The organism is Thermostichus sp. MS-CIW-26 (assembly GCF_054059115.1).
This window is the reverse complement of sequence record NZ_JBSSBV010000004.1, coordinates 57,253-75,294: the sequence shown is the minus strand read 5'-3', so window position 1 is coordinate 75,294 and position 18,042 is coordinate 57,253. Positions and strand designations below refer to the sequence as shown.

Here is an 18,042-nt window from a genome sequence, read left to right as displayed (position 1 = left end):
GTAAGGCTTTCTTGCTCATTTCGATTTTCGATTGAGGACTTGGGAGGTTGTGATGGTCAAAAATCGTTGGGCTTTGATCCCGCTGCTGCTGATGGTTGGGGCTGTTGCTTCTCACCCAGCTTGGCTCCTGTCTCTCCCAGCCCAAGGACAGGTCGTTGGGGCTGTCGAGGAGGGATCCCCGGGCCCCTTTTTTGCAACGGATGGCCTGGCCCTGCGGGGCTATGACCCGGTGGCCTATTTCATCGACGGCAAGCCGGTCAAGGGATCCCCAGAGTATGAATGGGAGTGGGGAGGGGTGACCTGGAGGTTTGCCAGCGCCGAGAATCGGGAGCGGTTTCGCAACGACCCAGAGCGCTTTGCCCCCCAGTACGGCGGGTTTTGTGCCTGGGCCGTGGCCCACAACTACCTTTACCCGGTGGATCCCTTTGCCTGGAAAATTGTTGATGACAAGCTGTACCTGAACGCCAACCAGCGGGTACAGCGTAACTGGGAGCGCGACATCCCCGGCTTGATCAAGAGGGCAGATGCCAACTGGCCAGCTTTGAGAAGCCGATAGGCCCAAGTCCCTCTGGCCTGGGGTTCAATGGGCGAGGCGCAGGGTCACCTTGATGCCAACTCGGTAGGGGCCGCTTTCGCAGAGTTCCAGCTGGCCTCCCATTTCTCTCAGGAGCCGCTCGCTTACCCGCCAGACGGCACAGCCCTCTGTCTGAATGGGCACATGGCATCGCCCCTCAAGGTTCCACCCCAGGCACAGTCGCCCCTCTTCTTCTGCGGTGGGATAGGGGTGCAGAGCCATCGAACCATAGCGTAGGGTGCGGATGCCCCAGCGACACACTCCCAGAAGCGCCTGCACCAAGCCGTGGGGATCCGCCCAAACGGTGAGGCTGTCCGGGAGAAGGGGCACCTCAAAGGCCGAGGTGGGTTGTAGGGCCGGCCATTCGTAGCGAATGCCCTGATCCTGGGCCTGTAGGCGAGTTAGGCTGTACACATCCTGCAGGAGGGGGCGTAGTCGGGTCGGTTCCGGTCGCAGAGGTTGGATGGGCAGGTCATGGCGAGCCAGGCGGGTGTATTCCTCAAGCAGCTTGATCAGGCGCTCTACCGCCTCTTTGGCACTTTGAAGGTATTCCCGCTCCTCTTCGGGAGAGTCACATAGATCCGACAACACCAACTGCAGGGATCCCATCTGGCTGCTGAGGGGGTTGCGCAGCTCATGGCCGATGCTGACGAGCAACTCTTGTTGAAAGGCTCGCATCACCTCAGAGCGTTCAAAAGCAAATTGCCAATCCACAGCCTCTTGCTTGTCGGCAGAGGCAGCCTGCTGGGGGAGTGGATCGGGTTTGGCTGCAGGCAAGGTTTTCCTCAAGAGGTGCTCCGAAGGAAAGACGGGGGATCCCGTCGAGGTTCAGATCCTTGGGTTTGGATCTTTGAGTTTTGGACAGTGAGGACTACGTCCCGCTGAGGCAATCGGGCTGCGGCAATACCCTGTCTTATGGGATCCTACCCTTTTCTATCCGACGAAGTGGGCGCTGACCACCCGTTCAATCCCGGCCAGATCTCGGTGAACTTGGATCTGCCGATAACAGCCCCTATCTCGCAACTGCTCCGCCACCCAAGGGGCTTGGCCTCGCATCACTTCCACCGCCCAAAAGGAGTTCGGGGCCAGGTAATCCGGTGCTGCTTGAATCAACAGTCGCAAGTGGGCTAGGCCGTCTTCTCCCCCATCCAGAGCTTGTCGCGGCTCGTGCAGTCGCACCTCTGGCATGAGAGAGGCCAGCTCGGCAGAGGGAATGTAGGGAGGGTTGGAAACCAGGCCGCGCAGCTGCCCCCGCCAGGGATCCAAAGGTACAAACCAGGATCCCAGCAGCAACTTCACCCGCTCCTGCAGATGGTGGGCTGCCACATTGTCTGCTGCAATAGCCAAGGCCTCTGGGCTAGAATCCACGGCCAGAAGCCGCAACTGGGGGTGCTGATGGGCCAACGCAATGGCAATCGCCCCGCTGCCTGTACCCAGGTCGGCAAAACAGGATCCCGGCGGCAGAGGATTGGCCTGTAGCCAAAGGGAAGCCTGCTCCACCAGCAGCTCGGTCTCCGGGCGTGGGATCAGCACCGCCGGCGTCACCCGCAAGCTCAAGCCCGCCCACTCAACTTTGCCCAACAGATACTGTAGGGGGATGCGCTCTTCCACCCTTTGCCGCCAAAGGGCCTGCACCTCCTCCAGGGGATCCCCCTCCCCAGCCGGAGCGCGACCCATCAGCCGCTCCAACGGCCCCCACCCCAGCCGTTCCCTGAGCAAAATCTCCACTTCCTCGGCAGGGATCCCAGCCGCTTTTGCCGCCCTCAGGGCTTGGGCACGCCACTCTGTTAACCGCTTCACCAGAGCAGACGGGGATCCCATCAGGGGCTTAGGTTAACGCTGAGGCTGGGGACTTGCAGAAGGATTGGCAGGCCGGGCCAGGGATTGGATGTACTCCAGCGCCGAGCGAGAGGGGATAAAGGCAATTTTCTGCACATCGGCCTGCGCGTCGGGGGCAAGCATACGCTCTACCACAATGGCCAGCGAGGTCACTTCAATCTGGGTCTTTCCAACTACATCCGGGTTCTGCGCCGCCGCCCGATCCAAGGCCCTCCGCAAATCGTTGCGGTCGAAGAAGAAGGGTACCACCTCATGGCCATCCTGCTCGATGGTCAGCAGCCCCTCGCCGGAGCGGCCATAGAACAGAGGCACGCCGATTGCCTCCGGGGGCACATCTTGTCCGGTTTCCTTCAGCACCTGCTTGGCTGCTTCCACATCAGAAGCCCGAGGCACCACCTCAAAATACAGATCGCTGTTCTTGGCGCGCTCCTCTTCCGATTTTTCGTAGGCATACCCCAGCGAGAGAGGCACTACCCGGGCTTGACTGGCTATCTCGGGGTTGCTGGCTTTCACCTGCTCCAACACTTGCTGGGCCTGGGCTTGATCCAGCCAGAAGGAAACCACTTGGATGGTGCGGCCATCCCGCTCCACATTGGCGACAACAGGGGTGCCGTTCTGAGACACGATGGCAAAAACAGGCACCAGATTTAGCCGCTCCGCCACCTCTTGCCGGCTCATGGGGCCTGCGGCTGCCTGAGCCAGTAGGGCATTCTCCTGAGCCCAAACAGGAGTCACAGCCAAACCCCCCCAAGCTGTTCCGATCAGGATCCCGGCTACGCCGCCCACCTGAGCTGCACAGCGGCAGAGGGAGCGCACAGGCGATACTACATTACAACGCGTCATTCTCATCTCAACTCCCGGCATCGCGCCTTGTTCTGGTTGCTATGGGGTCAGATCCCTTAAGTACTAACCAACAGCCTGGGGCAGAGCAGAAGCTGCCCAGATTAAACCTGCTCAACAGGGCTTAGGCTAGCGATGCGGCACACTCTCAGCCTTAGGATCCCGGTTGGCCATCGCTGACAACACCCCGGCACACCTATCTTGAAGAGCGCTCTTGGGCCACCCTAGAAGCCAAGGTTAGAACATGTGCTCGACCTCTGTCGAGGGGCAAAGCCCCTATTTTGGGTGGGGATCCCGCATCACCCAATACTATATACGGAGTCGCATACAACTGATCCACGCTAGATGCAGATCCCTCCGAGGGTTGTGTACCCAGCTCTCCCATAAAACGCTGCCTATTCCAGCCTTGTTCGGCGGTGTCCTGATGTAGCCGCGCAAACGTGGCAGCTGCTGTTAACTTTTGTTAAGGTAGGGGTGCGAACCCACAGCTGTAGGGAGCATTGAGTCATGGCTAAGATCTTCACCGCTGAATTCAACCAATTTGAGACCATCAACGCTACTCAGGCCTGGTCTTTGTTTTTCACCATCAGCGCTTCCGATCGGCTGCTGGGTGACAACCCGGCTGTTGGCCGCTACCTAACGTTGGCTTTGTTCAGCGCCGTCCTCACCGGGATCCTGAATGTGCTGGTGGCTTCTTAGCTTATGGGGGTGTGGGGGTAGCTAAGCCCCGTACTGTACGTAGGGTCAGTGCCGGGATACAGATACCCCCACATGGTGTATGATGGGAGCAGTTGCACAAAACGGCTTTTGCCGGAATCTGGTGCGACTACGCGGTGGGACATCCCGTGTCTGCTCGCTGAGGGTTCTTGCGAAAGCTCCCCGATGAAGCGAGAAGCCCACCCTGTACCCGTAGGGTCAGCGATGGGAGTATGTCACCTAGACCCTTTGCGGACGGAACGAGTTTTTTGTTAAGAGGCCGCCAGCAGAGGCAGCTTGACCTGAGACAAGGGGATCCTGCTCTCAGGTTTTTTGATTTTGAATGGGAAAGGATCCCTTGTTCTCTTTGTGGGGCTGTCTTCCGATGAAAGCTGCTGGGATAGATTTCGCGGAAACGGATCACTTTGAGGCGCCGCCTCTGACCACCAAGTTGCCCCTGCTGCTGGCCCCGGCGGGGGATTGGGAGTGTGCCAAGGCGGCAGTGGAAAACGGAGCCGATGCCATTTACTTTGGGCTGGAGCGCTTCAACGCCCGGATGCGCGCCCGCAACTTTACGGAAGCGGATTTGCCGGAACTGATGGCCTGGCTGCACCGGCGGGGGGTACGGGGCTATGTTACTTTGAATACTCTGGTTTTTCCAAGGGAGCTGACGGAAGCCGAGGGATACATCCGCTCGATGATTGCGGCGGGGGTGGATGCGGTGATTGTGCAGGATATTGGCATCGCCCGCCTGATCCGGCATCTTTCCCCCGATTTCCCCATCCATGCTTCCACGCAAATGACCATCACCAGTGGAGTGGGAGCGGAGTTTGCCGCTGAGCTGGGCTGTGAGGTGGTGGTGCTGGCGCGGGAATGTTCCCTCCAGGAAATCGCCCAGATCCAGGCCTATCTGCAAGAGAAGGGATCCTCCCTATCTCTGGAGGTCTTTGTGCATGGGGCGTTGTGCGTGGCCTACTCGGGGCAATGTCTGACCAGCGAGGCGCTGGGGGGGCGTTCGGCCAATCGGGGGGAATGTGCCCAAGCCTGCCGCATGCCCTATGAGCTGGTGGTAGACGGGATCCGCCGCGACTTGGGGGAGAAGCGGTATCTGCTCAGCCCTCAAGATTTGGCCGGGCTGGAGGTGCTGCCGGAGCTGGTGAAGCTGGGGATCCGCTGTCTGAAAATTGAGGGCCGGCTGAAATCCCCAGAATATGTAGCCAATGTAACGCGGGTGTATCGGCAGGCCTTGGATGCGCTGGGGGTGGGACAGCCGTGGCAGCCCTCGCAACAGGAACGCTACGAGCTGGAGATGAGCTTTTCTCGCGGGCTCTACACAGGCTGGCTGCGGGGCATCAACAACCAGGAGCTGGTGCACGCGCGGTTTGGCAAGAAACGGGGGGTTTACCTGGGGCAAGTGGTGGGGATCCAACAGGATCAGGTGGGGATCCGGCTGGAGGCACCCCTCAAAGCTGGGGACGGCGTGGTGTTTGACCAGGGGCAGCCGGAGTTGCCGGAGCAGGGGGGGCGAGTTTACCGGGTGCAAGAGAAGCAGGGGCTGGCCTGGATCAGCTTTGGAGAGGGGGTCATTGATCTCAAACGTCTGCGGGTGGGGGATCGCCTCTGGAAGACCAGCGACCCGGAACTGGAAAAGCGCCTGCGCCAAAGCTACGCCGGGGATCACCCCCGCTTTCAGCGGCCTGTCCACATGGAGGTTCACGGCCAAGTGGGATCCCCGCTGACGCTGATCCTGCGGGATGAGCAAGGCCATACGGTGCAGGTGGATTCGCCGCTGCCCCTGGAAGCTGCCCACCGCCAACCCCTCACCACCGAAAAACTGCGACAGCAACTGGGCCGTTTGGGCTCCACTCCCTTCAAGTTGGGATCCCTGCACAATGCCTTGCAGGGGGAGGTAATGCTGCCGGTGAGCCTGCTCAACCAGATGCGCCGACAAGCGGTGGAACGCCTACAAGCTCTGCGAGCTCAGCCCCCGCGCTGGCAACTCAATCCCGAAGCTCGCTGGCAAGATCTGGTGCCTTCTCAGGAGGAGCCCGAAAGGGGATCCCCGCAGTTGGTGGTGTTGGTGCGGGATCCCGCGCAACTGCCGGCGGCGATAGCCAGCGGTATTAGGCAGATCTATCTGGAGTTTGAGGATCCCCGCCGCTATCGGGAGGTGATCCGCACAACCAAAGCCGCCCATCCCGAGGTGGAACTGTGGGTCGCTCCGCCCCGCATCACCAAGCCAGGAGAAACCTGGATCCTAAAGCAAGTGTTGGCCGCTGGGGCCGATGGCTACTTGGTGAGAAATTACGACCATCTCCGTTTCTTTGCCGGTCAGCGCTGCATTGGGGATTTTTCGTTAAATGTGGCCAATCCCATCACGGCCCACTATCTCAAAACCCGTTACAACCTGGAGCGCCTGACGGCTTCCTATGACCTCAACCACGAGCAACTGGGATCCCTGCTGCAAGCCGGCCCCGCCCATAGGTATGAGGTTACCCTTCATCAACATATGCCCCTGTTCCACATGGAGCACTGCGTCTTTTGCGCCTTTTTATCCAGCGGAACGGATTACACCAATTGTGGTCGCCCATGCGAAAAACACGAGGTGAAGCTGAGGGACAGGGCCAATGTCGAGCACATTTTGAAGGCCGATGCCGGCTGTCGGAATACCCTCTACAACGGCAAGGCCCAAACGGGGGCAGAATATGTGCCGAAATTATTGGCCTTGGGCCTGCGCTATCTGCGCATCGAATTTTTGCATGAATCCCCCGCCGAGATCCAACAAACCCTGCACCGCTATCAGCAACTCCTACAAGGTCAACTCAGCGGATCCCAACTGTGGCAGGAGCTGAAGCTATACAGCCAATTGGGGGTTACGCGCGGGTCTTTGGAGAGTTAACGGCTGCGCTGTCTTTCTCTAGGGCGCCGGCTCTGCAGCTGTGCTCCGACCGGAGCAATGCGAAAAACATTCCGGCAAAGTTGGCGTAAAATTTCCTCAGGGTATTGTTATTCCCAGGTGCTTCCCCAACCTCTTCTCAGCTTTTTCTCTATCCTCTGGTTGCCGTGAAACACACCCTCAGCGCCCTCGTGCAGGATCAGCCTGGCGTTTTAACCCGCATTGCGGGGATGTTTGCCCGTCGCGGCTTTAACATCGACAGCCTCACCGTTGGCCCCACCGAACGACCGGGGATCTCTCGCATCACCATGGTGGTACAGGGAGATGAACACGATGTGGAGCAGATGACGAAGCAGCTCTACAAGCTCATCGACGTGCTGAAAGTTACCGATATCACCCATGTTCCCTGCGTGGAACGGGAGCTGATGCTGGTCAAGGTCAATGCCAGCCCCGATACCCGCTCCGCCATTATGGATGTGGCCCAAATGTTTCGCGCCCGGATTGTGGATGTGGCGGAGGAGTCTTTGACTCTCGAGGTAACCGGGGATCCCGGCAAAATGGTGGCCATCATCAAGATGTTGACCAGCTTTGGCATCCGTGAGATCGCCCGTACCGGCCTGGTGGCTCTCACCCGCGAGTCCGGCGTGAATACGGAATACTTGAAGCAACACCCCACCTTAGTTACCGTCTGATGGCCCCAGGAGAAGCGATGCCGAAGTCGGGGTGGAGGGGCCAGGGATCGGTTGTGCGCGGCGCACTCAGCCTTGTGGCTATTGTGCTGGTGGGGCTGCTGGCCGGCTGCGGCCCTAGACCGCCAAAGCCGATTGTGCAGCAGGCCCTTGCCTATCAGATCGCTCATGTGTCCGGGCCGGTGGGATCCTTGGTGGGCAGTGACCAGCTAGCAGCCCGCCTGCAATTGCAGGATGTGAAAATCCGCCAAGATCGCCGTGAACCTTTGCTGTTAGTCTCAGGAGAAACCCTGGAAGGCCATCACCTCAGCGGTACCTACACCCTAATCGTGCATCCGCCGGGATCCCGCCGCCCCTATCGCCGCAAAGGGGATCCCTTCCAGCTCACCCTGGCCCACCAAAAGGCACAAACTGTTGCTACACAACGCTCGCCCGACCGCGTCAAAACCGTGCCCGAACGGTGGCTGCTGGCCTACAGCTCACCGGATTCCAAGACTTGGGAGGTCATCGACTTTCTGCCTCAGCCCGCACCGGCACCGGAGTTGCCTCCTGCCGGGCCAGAACCTACACTGCCGGCAACTGCACCTGCTGCCGCCGACGTCGGCAGGACGGAGTCCGATGGAGCTCCCAGCCCTACCAATACTTCTACTCTCACCTGAAGTAGAGCATGACTCTAGTCAATAATAAGCTCAACTATACTGAAAATAATGTATAATATGTTCAGTACGGATTACTACCAGTTGATCTTTCTGTTTACTTTCGAGTCTGCCAACATGGTAGCCAAAGCAAAGCAGAAAATTGGTAGTAAGACGACACGGAAACTGCGCTTTGGGTATTCTACTCAAAGCTTTGCGGGATACCGCCATTCTGGTTGGACTCCGTCCCGCTAACGCGAATGGAAACAAACAGAATGCTATCGCTGCATAGTTGAACAGTGATGTTCAGCAGTGTTCAGCGTAAATGTATCAGTTATGGGGATGTCCCAGCTCACCGCAGCAGAGCTGCCCCCCAGCCAAATAGCCCATCCACCAACAGGGTATTCAGCACTGCTCCCGCAAATGCCCAATGGTGCAAGCGGCGGGATCCCTGGACTCTCCACAATCCAACACCCAGCAACAGAAGGCCCAAGCCGATGCCCCAACCCAGGCCCCAGGGGGTAGCCATTTTGTCGAGGGCCGCCCTAAAAGGGACAACCGCCTGCTCCAACCGGTCAAACTGCATCGCCTGCCGCCACTCAGGCAGCAGCCCCACCGAGTGAATGTAGAGATCTGTAACCGCCGTACCCCACAGGGAGCCGAGATAAAACCAGGTACCGATGCGGGCAAACCGTCGCCGTGTCCCCCACCAGACAATCGGGATCCCCAAGGCTTCCATGGGCATGTGCCAAAGAGGCTCAAAGCGCAGCCAGCCCCAATACAGGGATCCTGCCAGCCAAGTCAGGGTAAAGCCGTACAGCAAATCTCCCCACAGGCGGGTACGGGGCTGGGAGTAGAGATGCAAGCTAAGGCCCAGCCAGCCCAAAGACATCACCAAGCTGACCCAAGGGGCATACCGCACCAGGGGCGCTTGCACAAAAACGGGCAGACTCACGAGCAGAGCTGCCACTCCCCCAATGGCATGGTGGGATCGAAAACGCCTTTGAGCCGAGAGAGGGCGGGGATCCAGCCCGGCCAAACGCTCAGAGGACAGCAGAGGCTCATCTTGGAGAGGGGGTAAAAAAGGTGTAGAAGACAAAATGCAATATTAAAAACCTTTACATCAGTTAACATAGCACCTTCTTTGCCCTTCCCTCTTCTCCCCAGCAGGAGCGGGGAAGCCTTGGGGGCCTGGCATTCTCTCTCCAGAGATGTCAGGGTGGGAAGGAGGTGCTGGCCGGAGGAAACCGTATGGACTTGTTGTTGGCAGGAGACATCGGGGGCACCAAAACCAGCCTCAGCCTTGTCAATGCCGAGGATCCCGAGCACAGCCTTTACCACTGCCGCTATGCCAGCCAAGATTACGCCAACCTCGCCCCAATGGTGGGAGAGTTTCTGGCCCAGGCTCGGCGGGAGCTGGGGCGAGATCCACAGCCTGCTGCCGCCTGTTTTGCAGTGGCCGGCCCCGTCATGGAAACAAGGGGCTCAGGGTCTGAGGGACAGACTGCCAAAGTGACCAACTTGCCCTGGGATCTGCAGTCGAGCCAATTGGCCGCAGAGCTGGGGATCCCGCGCGTAGCCTTGATCAACGACTTCAGCGCTGTGGGGTATGGCGTGCTTGCCCTCGGCGACCAGGATCTGGACACCTTGCAAGTGGGTGAGCGTCAACCGCGGGCTCCGATTGGCGTGATGGGAGCAGGCACGGGTTTGGGGCAGGCTTACCTTACCTGGGGAGAAGGGGGTTACCAAGTTCATGCCAGCGAGGGCGGTCACGTGGACTTTTCCCCGCGCACCCCTCTGGAGTGGGAGCTATTGAGGTATTTGCAAAAACGGCACGGACGTGTCTCCACCGAGCGGGTGGTCTCGGGGCAGGGGATCGTTGCCATTTATCAATTTTTGCGGGATAGCCAGTGGGGCTCAGGAGAAGAACAGCTGCTGGCCCAAATTGAGGCTTGGGAAAAGGGAGCTAAGCATATTGACCCGGCAGCCCAAATTGCCAATGCTGCCATGGAAGCACGGGATCCCCTGGCGGTGGAGTGTCTGCGGCTTTTCATCAGCCTGTACGGGGCTGCAGTCGGGAACTTTGCCCTACACCTGTTGCCGCGCGGGGGCCTGTTCATCGCCGGGGGGATCGCGCCCAAGCTCTTGCGCCTACTGCATCAAGGGGAGTTTTTGTCCTCGTTTTTGGACAAAGGGCGGATGCGTCCTCTCCTGGAGCAACTGTCGGTGCAGGTGGTGGTGAACGCGCAGGTGGGGCTGAGGGGAGCTGCTCGCTACGCCGCCAACCTTTGGTAGGGAGCAGCCGCTGCTACTGAGGTTGCCGCCCCGGCCCAGCAGGCGATCGCAGCAATCCCAATGGGTGCTGGAAAATCTCGCCCAGCTGCCCTTTGCCGGGATCCTAGACTTCTTCCTTGAGCCAGCAGATGGGGCAAGATGGGATTGCGCCTTTGCTGGGCTGGCCCCATACCGGAAAGCACTCCGCCTGGGGCTGCGCTATCCAACCGACAATGATTGCCACCACGCAGAGGGACTTCATAGAAACTTCATGGTTGATCCGATGAATCCAATCTTTTGGGCTTTGGGCATAGCTGTGCTGCTGGCCGTAGGCTTGGCAGCCTATCTGTTGACTGCTCGCAAATACGAGTCTCCCGCTTCCGTGGCCAAGTCTTACGACGAGTGGACTCGGGATGGGATCCTAGAGTTTTACTGGGGCGAACACATTCACCTAGGCCACTACGGCTCTCCTCCCCAACGAAAAAATTTTCTGCAGGCCAAGCACGACTTTGTCCACGAGATGGTGCGCTGGGGCGGGTTGGATCGACTGCCTGCAGGGACAACCGTGTTGGATGTGGGCTGCGGCATTGGTGGGAGCTGCCGCATCTTGGCCCGCGACTACGGCTTTGTTGTAACCGGTATCACCATCAGTCCTCAGCAGGTGAAGCGGGCACAGGAGCTGACCCCCCCCGATCTCAAAGTTGAATTTCGGGTGGCCGACGCCCTTGATCTGCCCTTCCCCGATGCCAGCTTCGATGTGGTGTGGTCCATTGAGGCAGGGCCCCACATGCCGGACAAGGCCCGCTATGCCCAAGAGATGCTGCGGGTGTTGAAGCCAGGGGGAATCCTGGTGGTGGCCGACTGGAACCAGCGGGACGACCGGCAAAAGCCCCTGAACTTTTGGGAGCGGCTGGTGATGCGGCAACTGTTGGATCAATGGTCACACCCTTCCTTCTCCAGCATCGAAGGCTTTGCCGAGCAGTTGGAGGCTACCGGGCTGGTGGCAGGACGAGTGGAAACCGCCGATTGGACTCAGGAGACCCTTCCCTCTTGGCTGGATTCCATCTGGCAGGGCATTGTCCGTCCCGAAGGGTTGCTGAAGTTTGGCTTGGTGGGCCTGATTAAGTCGCTACGGGAGGTGCCCACTTTCTTGCTCATGCGCCTGGCTTTCGGCACAGGGCTGTGTCGCTTTGGCATGTTCCGGGCCGTGCGAGCCGCCACGTCGGCAGACTCCACCCGCACAGAAGTGGTTGCCCACAGCAGCCAATAGGAGAATAAGAGAGATGACAACTCTTGCTCCCACTCCGGATACTTTGGCAGCCCTCTACGACGTGATTATCGTCGGCGGAGGCATCGCGGGCTTAACCCTAGCTTGTGCCCTGCGGGGATCCGGCCTGCGGTTGGCCCTCATTGAGGCCCAGTCGGCTGAGGCAGTCAAACAGCGCCCCCTGGCCTATGCCCTTTCGCCGCTGTCAATCCGCATCTTCCGGGCCGTCGGGGTGTGGGAGGCGCTGGCTCCCCACATTACGCCCTTTGCTCAGGTGATTTTAACCGACGCCAACGCTCCCCAGCGGGTGACGTTTAGACCGGAGGATGTGGGGGAAGCGGCAGTTTTCTACTGTGGCGAGCATGCCTGGCTGCAGCAGGCGCTCCAGGAGCAGGTGGCTGCCGATCCCAAAATTAGCTGCTACTACGAAGCCAAGGTGGAGAGTGTAACCTATGGGAAGGCTGCAGCCGAGGTAGAGCTGGAAACGGCCCAGGGGCGTCGCCAACTGCGGGCCTCCCTGGTGGTCGCCGCCGACGGCCTGCGCTCCCAGGTGCGGCAGTGGGCAGGGATCCCTAGCGACGGCTGGGACTATTGGCAGTCCTGCATCACCGCCTTGGTGGCCCCTTCCCAAGACCACCAAAACATTGCCTACGAGCGCTTCTGGCCTGCCGGCCCCTTCGCCATCTTGCCCCTGCCCGGCAACCGCTGTCAGGTGGTCTGGATCATGCCCCACGAGCAGGCCAAAGCCACCCTGGCCCTTCCTCAGGCCGACTTCTTGGCCGAGATGCAGCGCTACTACGGCGGTCAGAGCGGCCAGCTCACTTTGCTGAACCGGCCCCAGGTTTTCCCGGCTCGCCTACGGCAAAGCCGCCGCTACTATCAGCATCGTCTTGCCTTGGTGGGAGATGCCGCCCACCACTGCCATCCGGTGGCTGGCCAAGGGCTCAACCTCGGCATCCGCGACGCCGCTGCCCTGGCCCAGGTGCTCCTAGACGCCTGGAGACGGCATGAGGATCTGGGAGATGTCAAAGTCCTGCGCCGCTACGGTCGCCGTCGCCGCTGGGAAAACTGGGTGGTGCTGCTCTTCACGGATCTGCTCACCCGCACTTTCTCCAACTCCTACTGGCCCGTAGTGGTTATGCGGCGGTGGATCCTGAGAGGGATGATGGCCTTCCCCCCCCTGCGGTGCTTGCTGCTGTGCTTGATGACGGGACTTTGGGGGAGCTGATACATTTACGCTGAACACTGCTGAACATCACTGTTCAACTATGCAGCGATAGCATTCTGTTTGTTTCCAACCAGAATGGCGGTATCCCGCAAAGCTTTGAGTAGAATACCCAAAGCGCAGTTTCCGTGTCGTCTTACTACCAATTTTCTGCTTTGCTTTGGCTACCATGTTGGCAGACTCGAAAGTAAACAGAAAGATCAACTGGTAGTAATCCGTACTGAACATATTATACATTATTTTCAGTATAGTTGAGCTTATTATTGACTAGAGTCATGCTCTCCCTACAGTCCCAGCTCCTCCTTGGCCTTCTGAGCGGCCAGGAGCACCTCCGCATCCTCAGCCTGAGACCAGTCAGGATCGGCAATTTCGGCGTAGAACCGCTGGTCGTAGGGGCGGGTTTGCACCACCACCGGCATAGGCACGGCGTGGCCGAGAAGGAGGGCCTGTTGTTTGGAATCTAGCTTGGCCAACACCGTTTTCAGGTTCTGGCTACCCGCCACCCCTGTGAACACCGCCTCGATATCTTGGTCGTCGTTGAGGAGTGCCGTAATGCGAGTGCCCAACTGCGACATCACCTCGCTGTCGATGCGGGAAGGGCGCTGATCCACCACCAGCAGCGTGACAAAGTACTTGCGCATCTCGCGGGCAATGGTGCCGAAGATGGTCTGCTTGGCCGCCCGCGGATTTAGAAAGCGGTGGGCCTCCTCGATGGTGATGCACAGTTGACGGGGCCGGTCGAGGGGATTTTTGGATTGCAAGTACCGCTCCGTCTGGTGCACGTAGGCCTGGTGAATGCGGCGGGTGATGACGTTGGCCGCCAACATGTAGGAGAGCAGGTTGGACTGGGATCCAAACTCGATAACCACGTGAATGCCGCGGCTGAGGGCATCCAAAATCTGGCCGATGTAGTTGTGGGGCAGGGTGCTGCGGATGTACTTGAGGTTGTCAAGGCGGGTGAGCTTGCGCTGCAGGGCCATCATCGAGGCTTTGTTGCCCATTCTCTGTTCGCAAAACTCTTGAATCTCGGTGTTGGAAAGGCTCAAGAGGCGGCTGATCCAGTCGCGGCCAAACTCGTTGCGCAGGATAATGGCGTTTTCCAGGCTGGCTTCCGATAGGTTCAGCTCCTCTGCCAACAGGGCCAGATCCTCCACCTCGATCTGGTTGTAGGCGATGAAGAGCTCCTGCGCATCCCGCACCCCTCGCCGCCGGGTGGAATCGGGATCCAGGGTATAGATTTGTACCTGACCGGGAAAGAGCTGCCGCAAGCCTTTCACAGTAGTGGCGTGCTTGTCTTCGCTGGCCGCCTCCCAGCCGTACTCGGAGTGCATGTCAAAGATCAGGTTCACCGCCGCCCGTTTGCGGATGATACCGGCCAGGATCAGGCGGGCTAGAAAGGACTTGCCGGTGCCCGATTTGCCGAAAATGCCGTTGCTGCGCTCCACCCAGCGATCCAAGTCCAAACAGATGGGCACAGCCATGTCGAGGGGCTGGCCGATAGCAAAGTTGCGCCGCTCCGGGTCGTCTTCCCAGCCGAAGACGGTGCGAAAGTCCAGTTCCCGTGCCTCATACACCTGTGAAAAATGGGCGGGCACTGTTTTCACGGGCAGCAGCTCCATGGCGCCAGCGGAAGGGGGTTCTTGGCCGAGGGGAGCTGCCAACGCTTCTGGCCGTTCGGGATTGACCAGGGGATACAGCCTTTCCCCTTCCGTTTGCCGCGGCACCAACATCAGCATCGGGGTGAGGGCAATAATGCCATAGGTACCGGTACCGGCCAGCACCTCCTGCAGCAAGGTCTCTTCCGGGCGGGGGGGATTGACCAGAATTTGGGGGTTGCTGGTTTCTAGGGTAACGTCAGTAAGCAGGCCAAAGAAGCGGTTGCGCTGCCCCTGGATCACCACGAATTTGCCCACCCGCAAGTCTTCTACCGAGACACCGGGATTGAGGCGAGCTTCCAGCCCTCGACTCAGGGATCCCTGAATCACGGTGGCCAAAGGTTGAGGAGGGGTCATGGCAGTGGGGGTTGGGTTCCAGATGCCTTATTCAGTTGCCCATCTGTAAGCGGGCGCTGGTGCGGGGGGCGCCATCCTGCACAATCCAGGTGCGGACGATCTCCACTTCCTCCGGCGTCCAAAAGCCCAGACGGGACAGGGGCAGCCCGCGGGCCTGAATGTAAGCAATCTCAGGGGATCCGCCGCGAGCTTGGGGGCGGTTGGGGTTAGTGGCGTTGAGGATGTAGGCGTGGCGGCTCGTCCACCGGGGATTGATCAACTCGCTATTGGGATCCCCGGGCCTGACATAGGCCATCGTGGCCTCATAACTGTCCAGCAACTGGGTGCGCTGCCGTCCTGCCGGCTGATGGCAACCCACACAACTGGCTTCTAGCAGCGGTTTGACATCCCGTTCGTAGGTAAATTGCGGTTCGGTGCGAAAACTCAGCTGAATGGCCTGCTCGAGGGGCAGCCCCTCTTGGGGAGAAAGCGTGAGGGTGTAACGGGTGCTAAAGCGCAAGGGATCCCGAGGCTTAAGCAACAACTCGTCTCCCTGCACATCAAAAATAACCGCTGCCGGCGGATCCAACTGAACCGCCAGACGTTGTAGATTGGGATCCAGTGGCCGATTGAATTGCAGCCGAATGACTCCATCCACAAAAACATCCTGCTGTTCGGGGGTAGGCTGGGAAGACACCCACTCCAAAAATGCCTGACTTTGAGAAGCATTCGACTGAGGCCAAACTTGCCGATGAGACTCGATGACAAAGAACGCTGCTGCCAACAACAACAGCCCCGCCCAAGTTCGCCACCGCCGCCAATGGCGAAAGACATTTGGCACAGTCGGAGTGTTCATTGTTGCAGACTCAATTCAACTGTTGTCAGAATAGCGAACTTGCCCACACTTCAGCCATTGATGAGGTACAAACTGCCAGGGATCCCCAGCGGATCATGAGGATCCCTTGTTTGAAAAGTAGAGAAACAATAAACACCGGAGCGAAAGGAAGAAGTCGCTGCTCCCAAGCCCCTAGAGGCCGAAAGGAATACCAAAGGCTTTACCCAAGCTGAGATGAACTCACCAGCAGGGAAAAGCATCCAGGGAGGCAGCAAATCAGTTGACCCGCTCCAGCTTGATGTTGTGGTGGCCCAGCTTGATCTCGAACTCATCTCCGGGCTTGAGGCCCATCTTCTTGGTGTAGGCAGCTCCGATCAGGAGGTTGCCATTCTTATGAACCGAAACCCGGAAGGTAGGAGCGCGGCCACGGGATCCATTTTCGTCACTAGCGCCGAGATCCACGCCAACGGCCTTCAACAGGGCGTTGTTAAACTGCATTAGATTCACTCGCTCCTGACCATTCTTGGTGTAGGTGACATAACCACAGGCGCGAGCTTTTTCCTTGCGATCCGCATTTCCCATTGAAGTTACCTTGTCGAGGAGCTCTTGGCCAGTGAGTGGTTTTGGTTTACTGGTTGTAGCCATATCGAGATGGTTTTAGGGACAACTGTTAGTGTAGCCAGAAACAAACAGCGATTGCAATAGAGTTTGATCCAACTCTTCTTAATTAGAGGGAATGAGTGCGCGACTGCAATGGGATCTGAGGGCTGGTTGCGCAAAACAGCAGTGGGGAATTCCCTCTGAAGGCCAGAACCTATGGGGGAGACTTTGGCTGAAATGGGGAATGATAGGCTCTCAGGCCCTATTCTCGACAGGGTCATCCGTCCAAGTCAAAGTATCTTTGGGCGAGGGATCCCCGCTTTGCCGCCGGAATTGAGCAAAAGCAGGGAAACTGGAAACAAGGCTGTTTGCGTGTCACTCAATATGGATCCCTTTTGGTCGGGGCGGCGTCTCCTCATTGGGGTGAGCGGGGGGATTGCTGCTTACAAAACGGCAGCTTTGGTGTCTGCTCTGGTGCAGCAGGGAGCAGAGCTCAAGGTGGTTTTGACAAAAGCTGCGGAACATTTTATTTCTCCTTTGACTTTTGCCACCTTGTCCCGCCAGCCGGCTTTTACGGATGCCGCCTTTTGGCAGGCAACACGAGGACGACCGCTGCACATCGAGTTGGGGGAATGGGCGGAGGCTCTCCTCATTGCACCCTTGTCGGCCAACACCTTGGGCAAGTTGGCTCATGGGCTGGCGGATAATTTGCTCACCAATGTGATCCTGGCTTCCCAGTGTCCGGTGGCGGTGGCACCGGCTATGAATACGCAGATGTGGAAGGCGGAGAAGGTAGCCGAGAATTGGCAGCGGCTACACCAGGATCCCCGTTTTTGGGCCTTGCCGACGGCCAGTGGCCGCCTGGCCTGTGATGCGGTGGGGGAAGGGCGCATGTTGGAGCCGGAGGCGCTGCAGGAGTATGTGCGGGCTTTGCTCTGGACAGGGGGGAAAAAAGATTGGCAGGGCAAGCGGGTGTTGGTGACGGCGGGGGGTACACGGGAGCCCATTGACGCGGTGCGTTTTATCGGCAACCCGGCCAGTGGTCGGATGGGAGTGGCGCTGGCGGTGGCGGCAGCCTGCCGGGGGGCGACAGTGACGCTGGTCCATGGGCCGTTGGGGATCCCCTTTGATCCAGCGCCCTTCGCCATTCGGGCCATTCCGGTGGAGACGGCAGCCCAACTGGAGGCGGCTTTGCAGGCGGAATTTCCCCAGGCGGATCTCTTGTGGATGGCTGCTGCTGTGGGGGATGTGCGCCCCTCTCAGGTTTACGCGGGGAAGCTGCCCAAAGCCGATCTACCCCAGATGTTGCCGTTGGAGCCGATCCCTGACCTGCTGGCAGCTCTGGCCCGCCACAAACGCCCTGGCCAACGCCTCATCGGCTTTGCCGCCCAAAGTGGGGATCCCTTGCCGCCGGCCAGAGAAAAGCTCCGCCAGAAGGGCTTGGATGCCATTGTGGCCAACCCCATCGACCAACCGGATAGCGGCTTTGGCAGCAGCCACAACCAAGGCTATTGGATCCCCCAGCAGGGAAGTCCAGAGCGGATCCCATTGGCAACCAAGCCAACCCTGGCCCACCGGCTGCTGGATCTGGCCCGGCAATTGGAGTTGGGCTACTTTAGTTAAACTCCCTCTCCCTCTGCAAGAGGGGCCGGGGGTGGGGGCTGTGCGGTACAGAACGCTA

General features: G+C 59.1%; 16 protein-coding genes and 1 pseudogene. 9 read left to right on the top strand and 8 right to left on the bottom strand.

Translation table 11 applies throughout. The features are described from left to right. The first annotated feature begins 52 nt into the window (after nucleotides 1-52). Entirely contained in the window at nucleotides 53-556 is a 504-nt protein-coding gene (locus ACVWZU_RS02790; protein ID WP_457443243.1) for a YHS domain-containing (seleno)protein, read from the top strand. A gap of 24 nt (nucleotides 557-580) precedes the next feature. On the opposite strand, the gene ACVWZU_RS02785 is transcribed toward ACVWZU_RS02790, so the two are convergent. From ACVWZU_RS02785 to ACVWZU_RS02775, 3 genes are all read right to left on the bottom strand, one after another. Beyond that, the gene (locus ACVWZU_RS02785) at nucleotides 581-1,351 is read right to left on the bottom strand and encodes a sensor histidine kinase (RefSeq protein ID WP_414419073.1); all 771 of its coding nucleotides are present in this window, start codon (nucleotides 1,349-1,351) and stop codon (nucleotides 581-583) included. 156 nt (nucleotides 1,352-1,507) lie between these two features. Continuing rightward, entirely contained in the window at nucleotides 1,508-2,395 is an 888-nt protein-coding gene (gene prmC / locus ACVWZU_RS02780; protein WP_414357868.1) for a peptide chain release factor N(5)-glutamine methyltransferase, read from the bottom strand. 12 nt (nucleotides 2,396-2,407) lie between these two features. Beyond that, nucleotides 2,408-3,262 (bottom strand): Tic22 family protein, encoded by an 855-nt coding sequence (locus ACVWZU_RS02775; protein ID WP_457443240.1) that lies wholly within the window; start codon nucleotides 3,260-3,262, stop codon nucleotides 2,408-2,410. A 498-nt stretch (nucleotides 3,263-3,760) separates the two neighbouring features. Between ACVWZU_RS02775 and ACVWZU_RS02770 the strand changes: the two genes are divergently transcribed. The 4 genes from ACVWZU_RS02770 to ACVWZU_RS02755 all read left to right on the top strand — a co-directional run bounded on the left by ACVWZU_RS02770 (nucleotide 3,761) and on the right by ACVWZU_RS02755 (nucleotide 8,193). Next, nucleotides 3,761-3,952 carry a hypothetical protein gene (locus ACVWZU_RS02770; RefSeq protein WP_011432601.1) on the top strand — a complete coding sequence of 64 codons (192 nt, stop codon included), beginning with the start codon at nucleotides 3,761-3,763 and terminating at the stop codon, nucleotides 3,950-3,952. Nucleotides 3,953-4,334: 382 nt separating this feature from the next. Then, a complete protein-coding gene (locus tag ACVWZU_RS02765; protein ID WP_457443238.1) occupies nucleotides 4,335-6,848 on the top strand; it encodes a DUF3656 domain-containing U32 family peptidase in 2,514 nt (837 codons plus the stop codon). 164 nt (nucleotides 6,849-7,012) lie between these two features. Next, complete coding sequence (gene ilvN, locus ACVWZU_RS02760) at nucleotides 7,013-7,537, top strand: acetolactate synthase small subunit (RefSeq protein WP_011432604.1); 525 nt, start codon at nucleotides 7,013-7,015, stop codon at nucleotides 7,535-7,537. Nucleotides 7,538-7,590: 53 nt separating this feature from the next. Then, nucleotides 7,591-8,193, top strand: coding sequence for a hypothetical protein (locus ACVWZU_RS02755; protein ID WP_457443236.1), 603 nt, complete (start codon nucleotides 7,591-7,593; stop codon nucleotides 8,191-8,193). A 328-nt stretch (nucleotides 8,194-8,521) separates the two neighbouring features. On the opposite strand, the gene ACVWZU_RS02750 is transcribed toward ACVWZU_RS02755, so the two are convergent. After that, nucleotides 8,522-9,268, bottom strand: coding sequence for a DUF3120 domain-containing protein (locus ACVWZU_RS02750; RefSeq protein WP_414329009.1), 747 nt, complete (start codon nucleotides 9,266-9,268; stop codon nucleotides 8,522-8,524). Between the two features lie 152 nt (nucleotides 9,269-9,420). Here ACVWZU_RS02750 and ACVWZU_RS02745 point away from each other — a divergent pair, with 152 nt between their 5' ends. From ACVWZU_RS02745 to ACVWZU_RS02735, 3 genes are all read left to right on the top strand, one after another. Beyond that, nucleotides 9,421-10,464: a glucokinase gene (locus tag ACVWZU_RS02745; protein WP_414344654.1), complete on the top strand. Its 1,044-nt coding sequence runs from the start codon at nucleotides 9,421-9,423 to the stop codon at nucleotides 10,462-10,464. A gap of 262 nt (nucleotides 10,465-10,726) precedes the next feature. Next, nucleotides 10,727-11,713 (top strand): methyltransferase domain-containing protein, encoded by a 987-nt coding sequence (locus ACVWZU_RS02740; protein WP_457395811.1) that lies wholly within the window; start codon nucleotides 10,727-10,729, stop codon nucleotides 11,711-11,713. 13 nt (nucleotides 11,714-11,726) lie between these two features. Then, nucleotides 11,727-12,938 carry an FAD-dependent hydroxylase gene (locus ACVWZU_RS02735; protein WP_457385481.1) on the top strand — a complete coding sequence of 404 codons (1,212 nt, stop codon included), beginning with the start codon at nucleotides 11,727-11,729 and terminating at the stop codon, nucleotides 12,936-12,938. 38 nt (nucleotides 12,939-12,976) lie between these two features. Here the strand turns inward: ACVWZU_RS02735 and ACVWZU_RS02730 are convergent. From ACVWZU_RS02730 to ACVWZU_RS02715, 4 genes and pseudogenes are all read right to left on the bottom strand, one after another. After that, nucleotides 12,977-13,160 (bottom strand): annotated as a pseudogene (locus ACVWZU_RS02730) (hypothetical protein); the annotation flags it as partial. Nucleotides 13,161-13,219: 59 nt separating this feature from the next. Next, a complete protein-coding gene (locus ACVWZU_RS02725) occupies nucleotides 13,220-14,947 on the bottom strand; it encodes a helicase HerA domain-containing protein (RefSeq protein ID WP_457443234.1) in 1,728 nt (575 codons plus the stop codon). Between the two features lie 31 nt (nucleotides 14,948-14,978). After that, nucleotides 14,979-15,782 carry an Ig-like domain-containing protein gene (locus ACVWZU_RS02720; protein WP_457443232.1) on the bottom strand — a complete coding sequence of 268 codons (804 nt, stop codon included), beginning with the start codon at nucleotides 15,780-15,782 and terminating at the stop codon, nucleotides 14,979-14,981. A gap of 255 nt (nucleotides 15,783-16,037) precedes the next feature. Then, entirely contained in the window at nucleotides 16,038-16,406 is a 369-nt protein-coding gene (locus ACVWZU_RS02715) for an AbrB family transcriptional regulator (protein ID WP_011432615.1), read from the bottom strand. A gap of 339 nt (nucleotides 16,407-16,745) precedes the next feature. Between ACVWZU_RS02715 and coaBC the strand changes: the two genes are divergently transcribed. Further along, a complete protein-coding gene (coaBC, locus tag ACVWZU_RS02710) occupies nucleotides 16,746-17,984 on the top strand; it encodes a bifunctional phosphopantothenoylcysteine decarboxylase/phosphopantothenate--cysteine ligase CoaBC (RefSeq protein ID WP_457443309.1) in 1,239 nt (412 codons plus the stop codon). The last annotated feature ends 58 nt before the right edge of the window (nucleotides 17,985-18,042 follow it).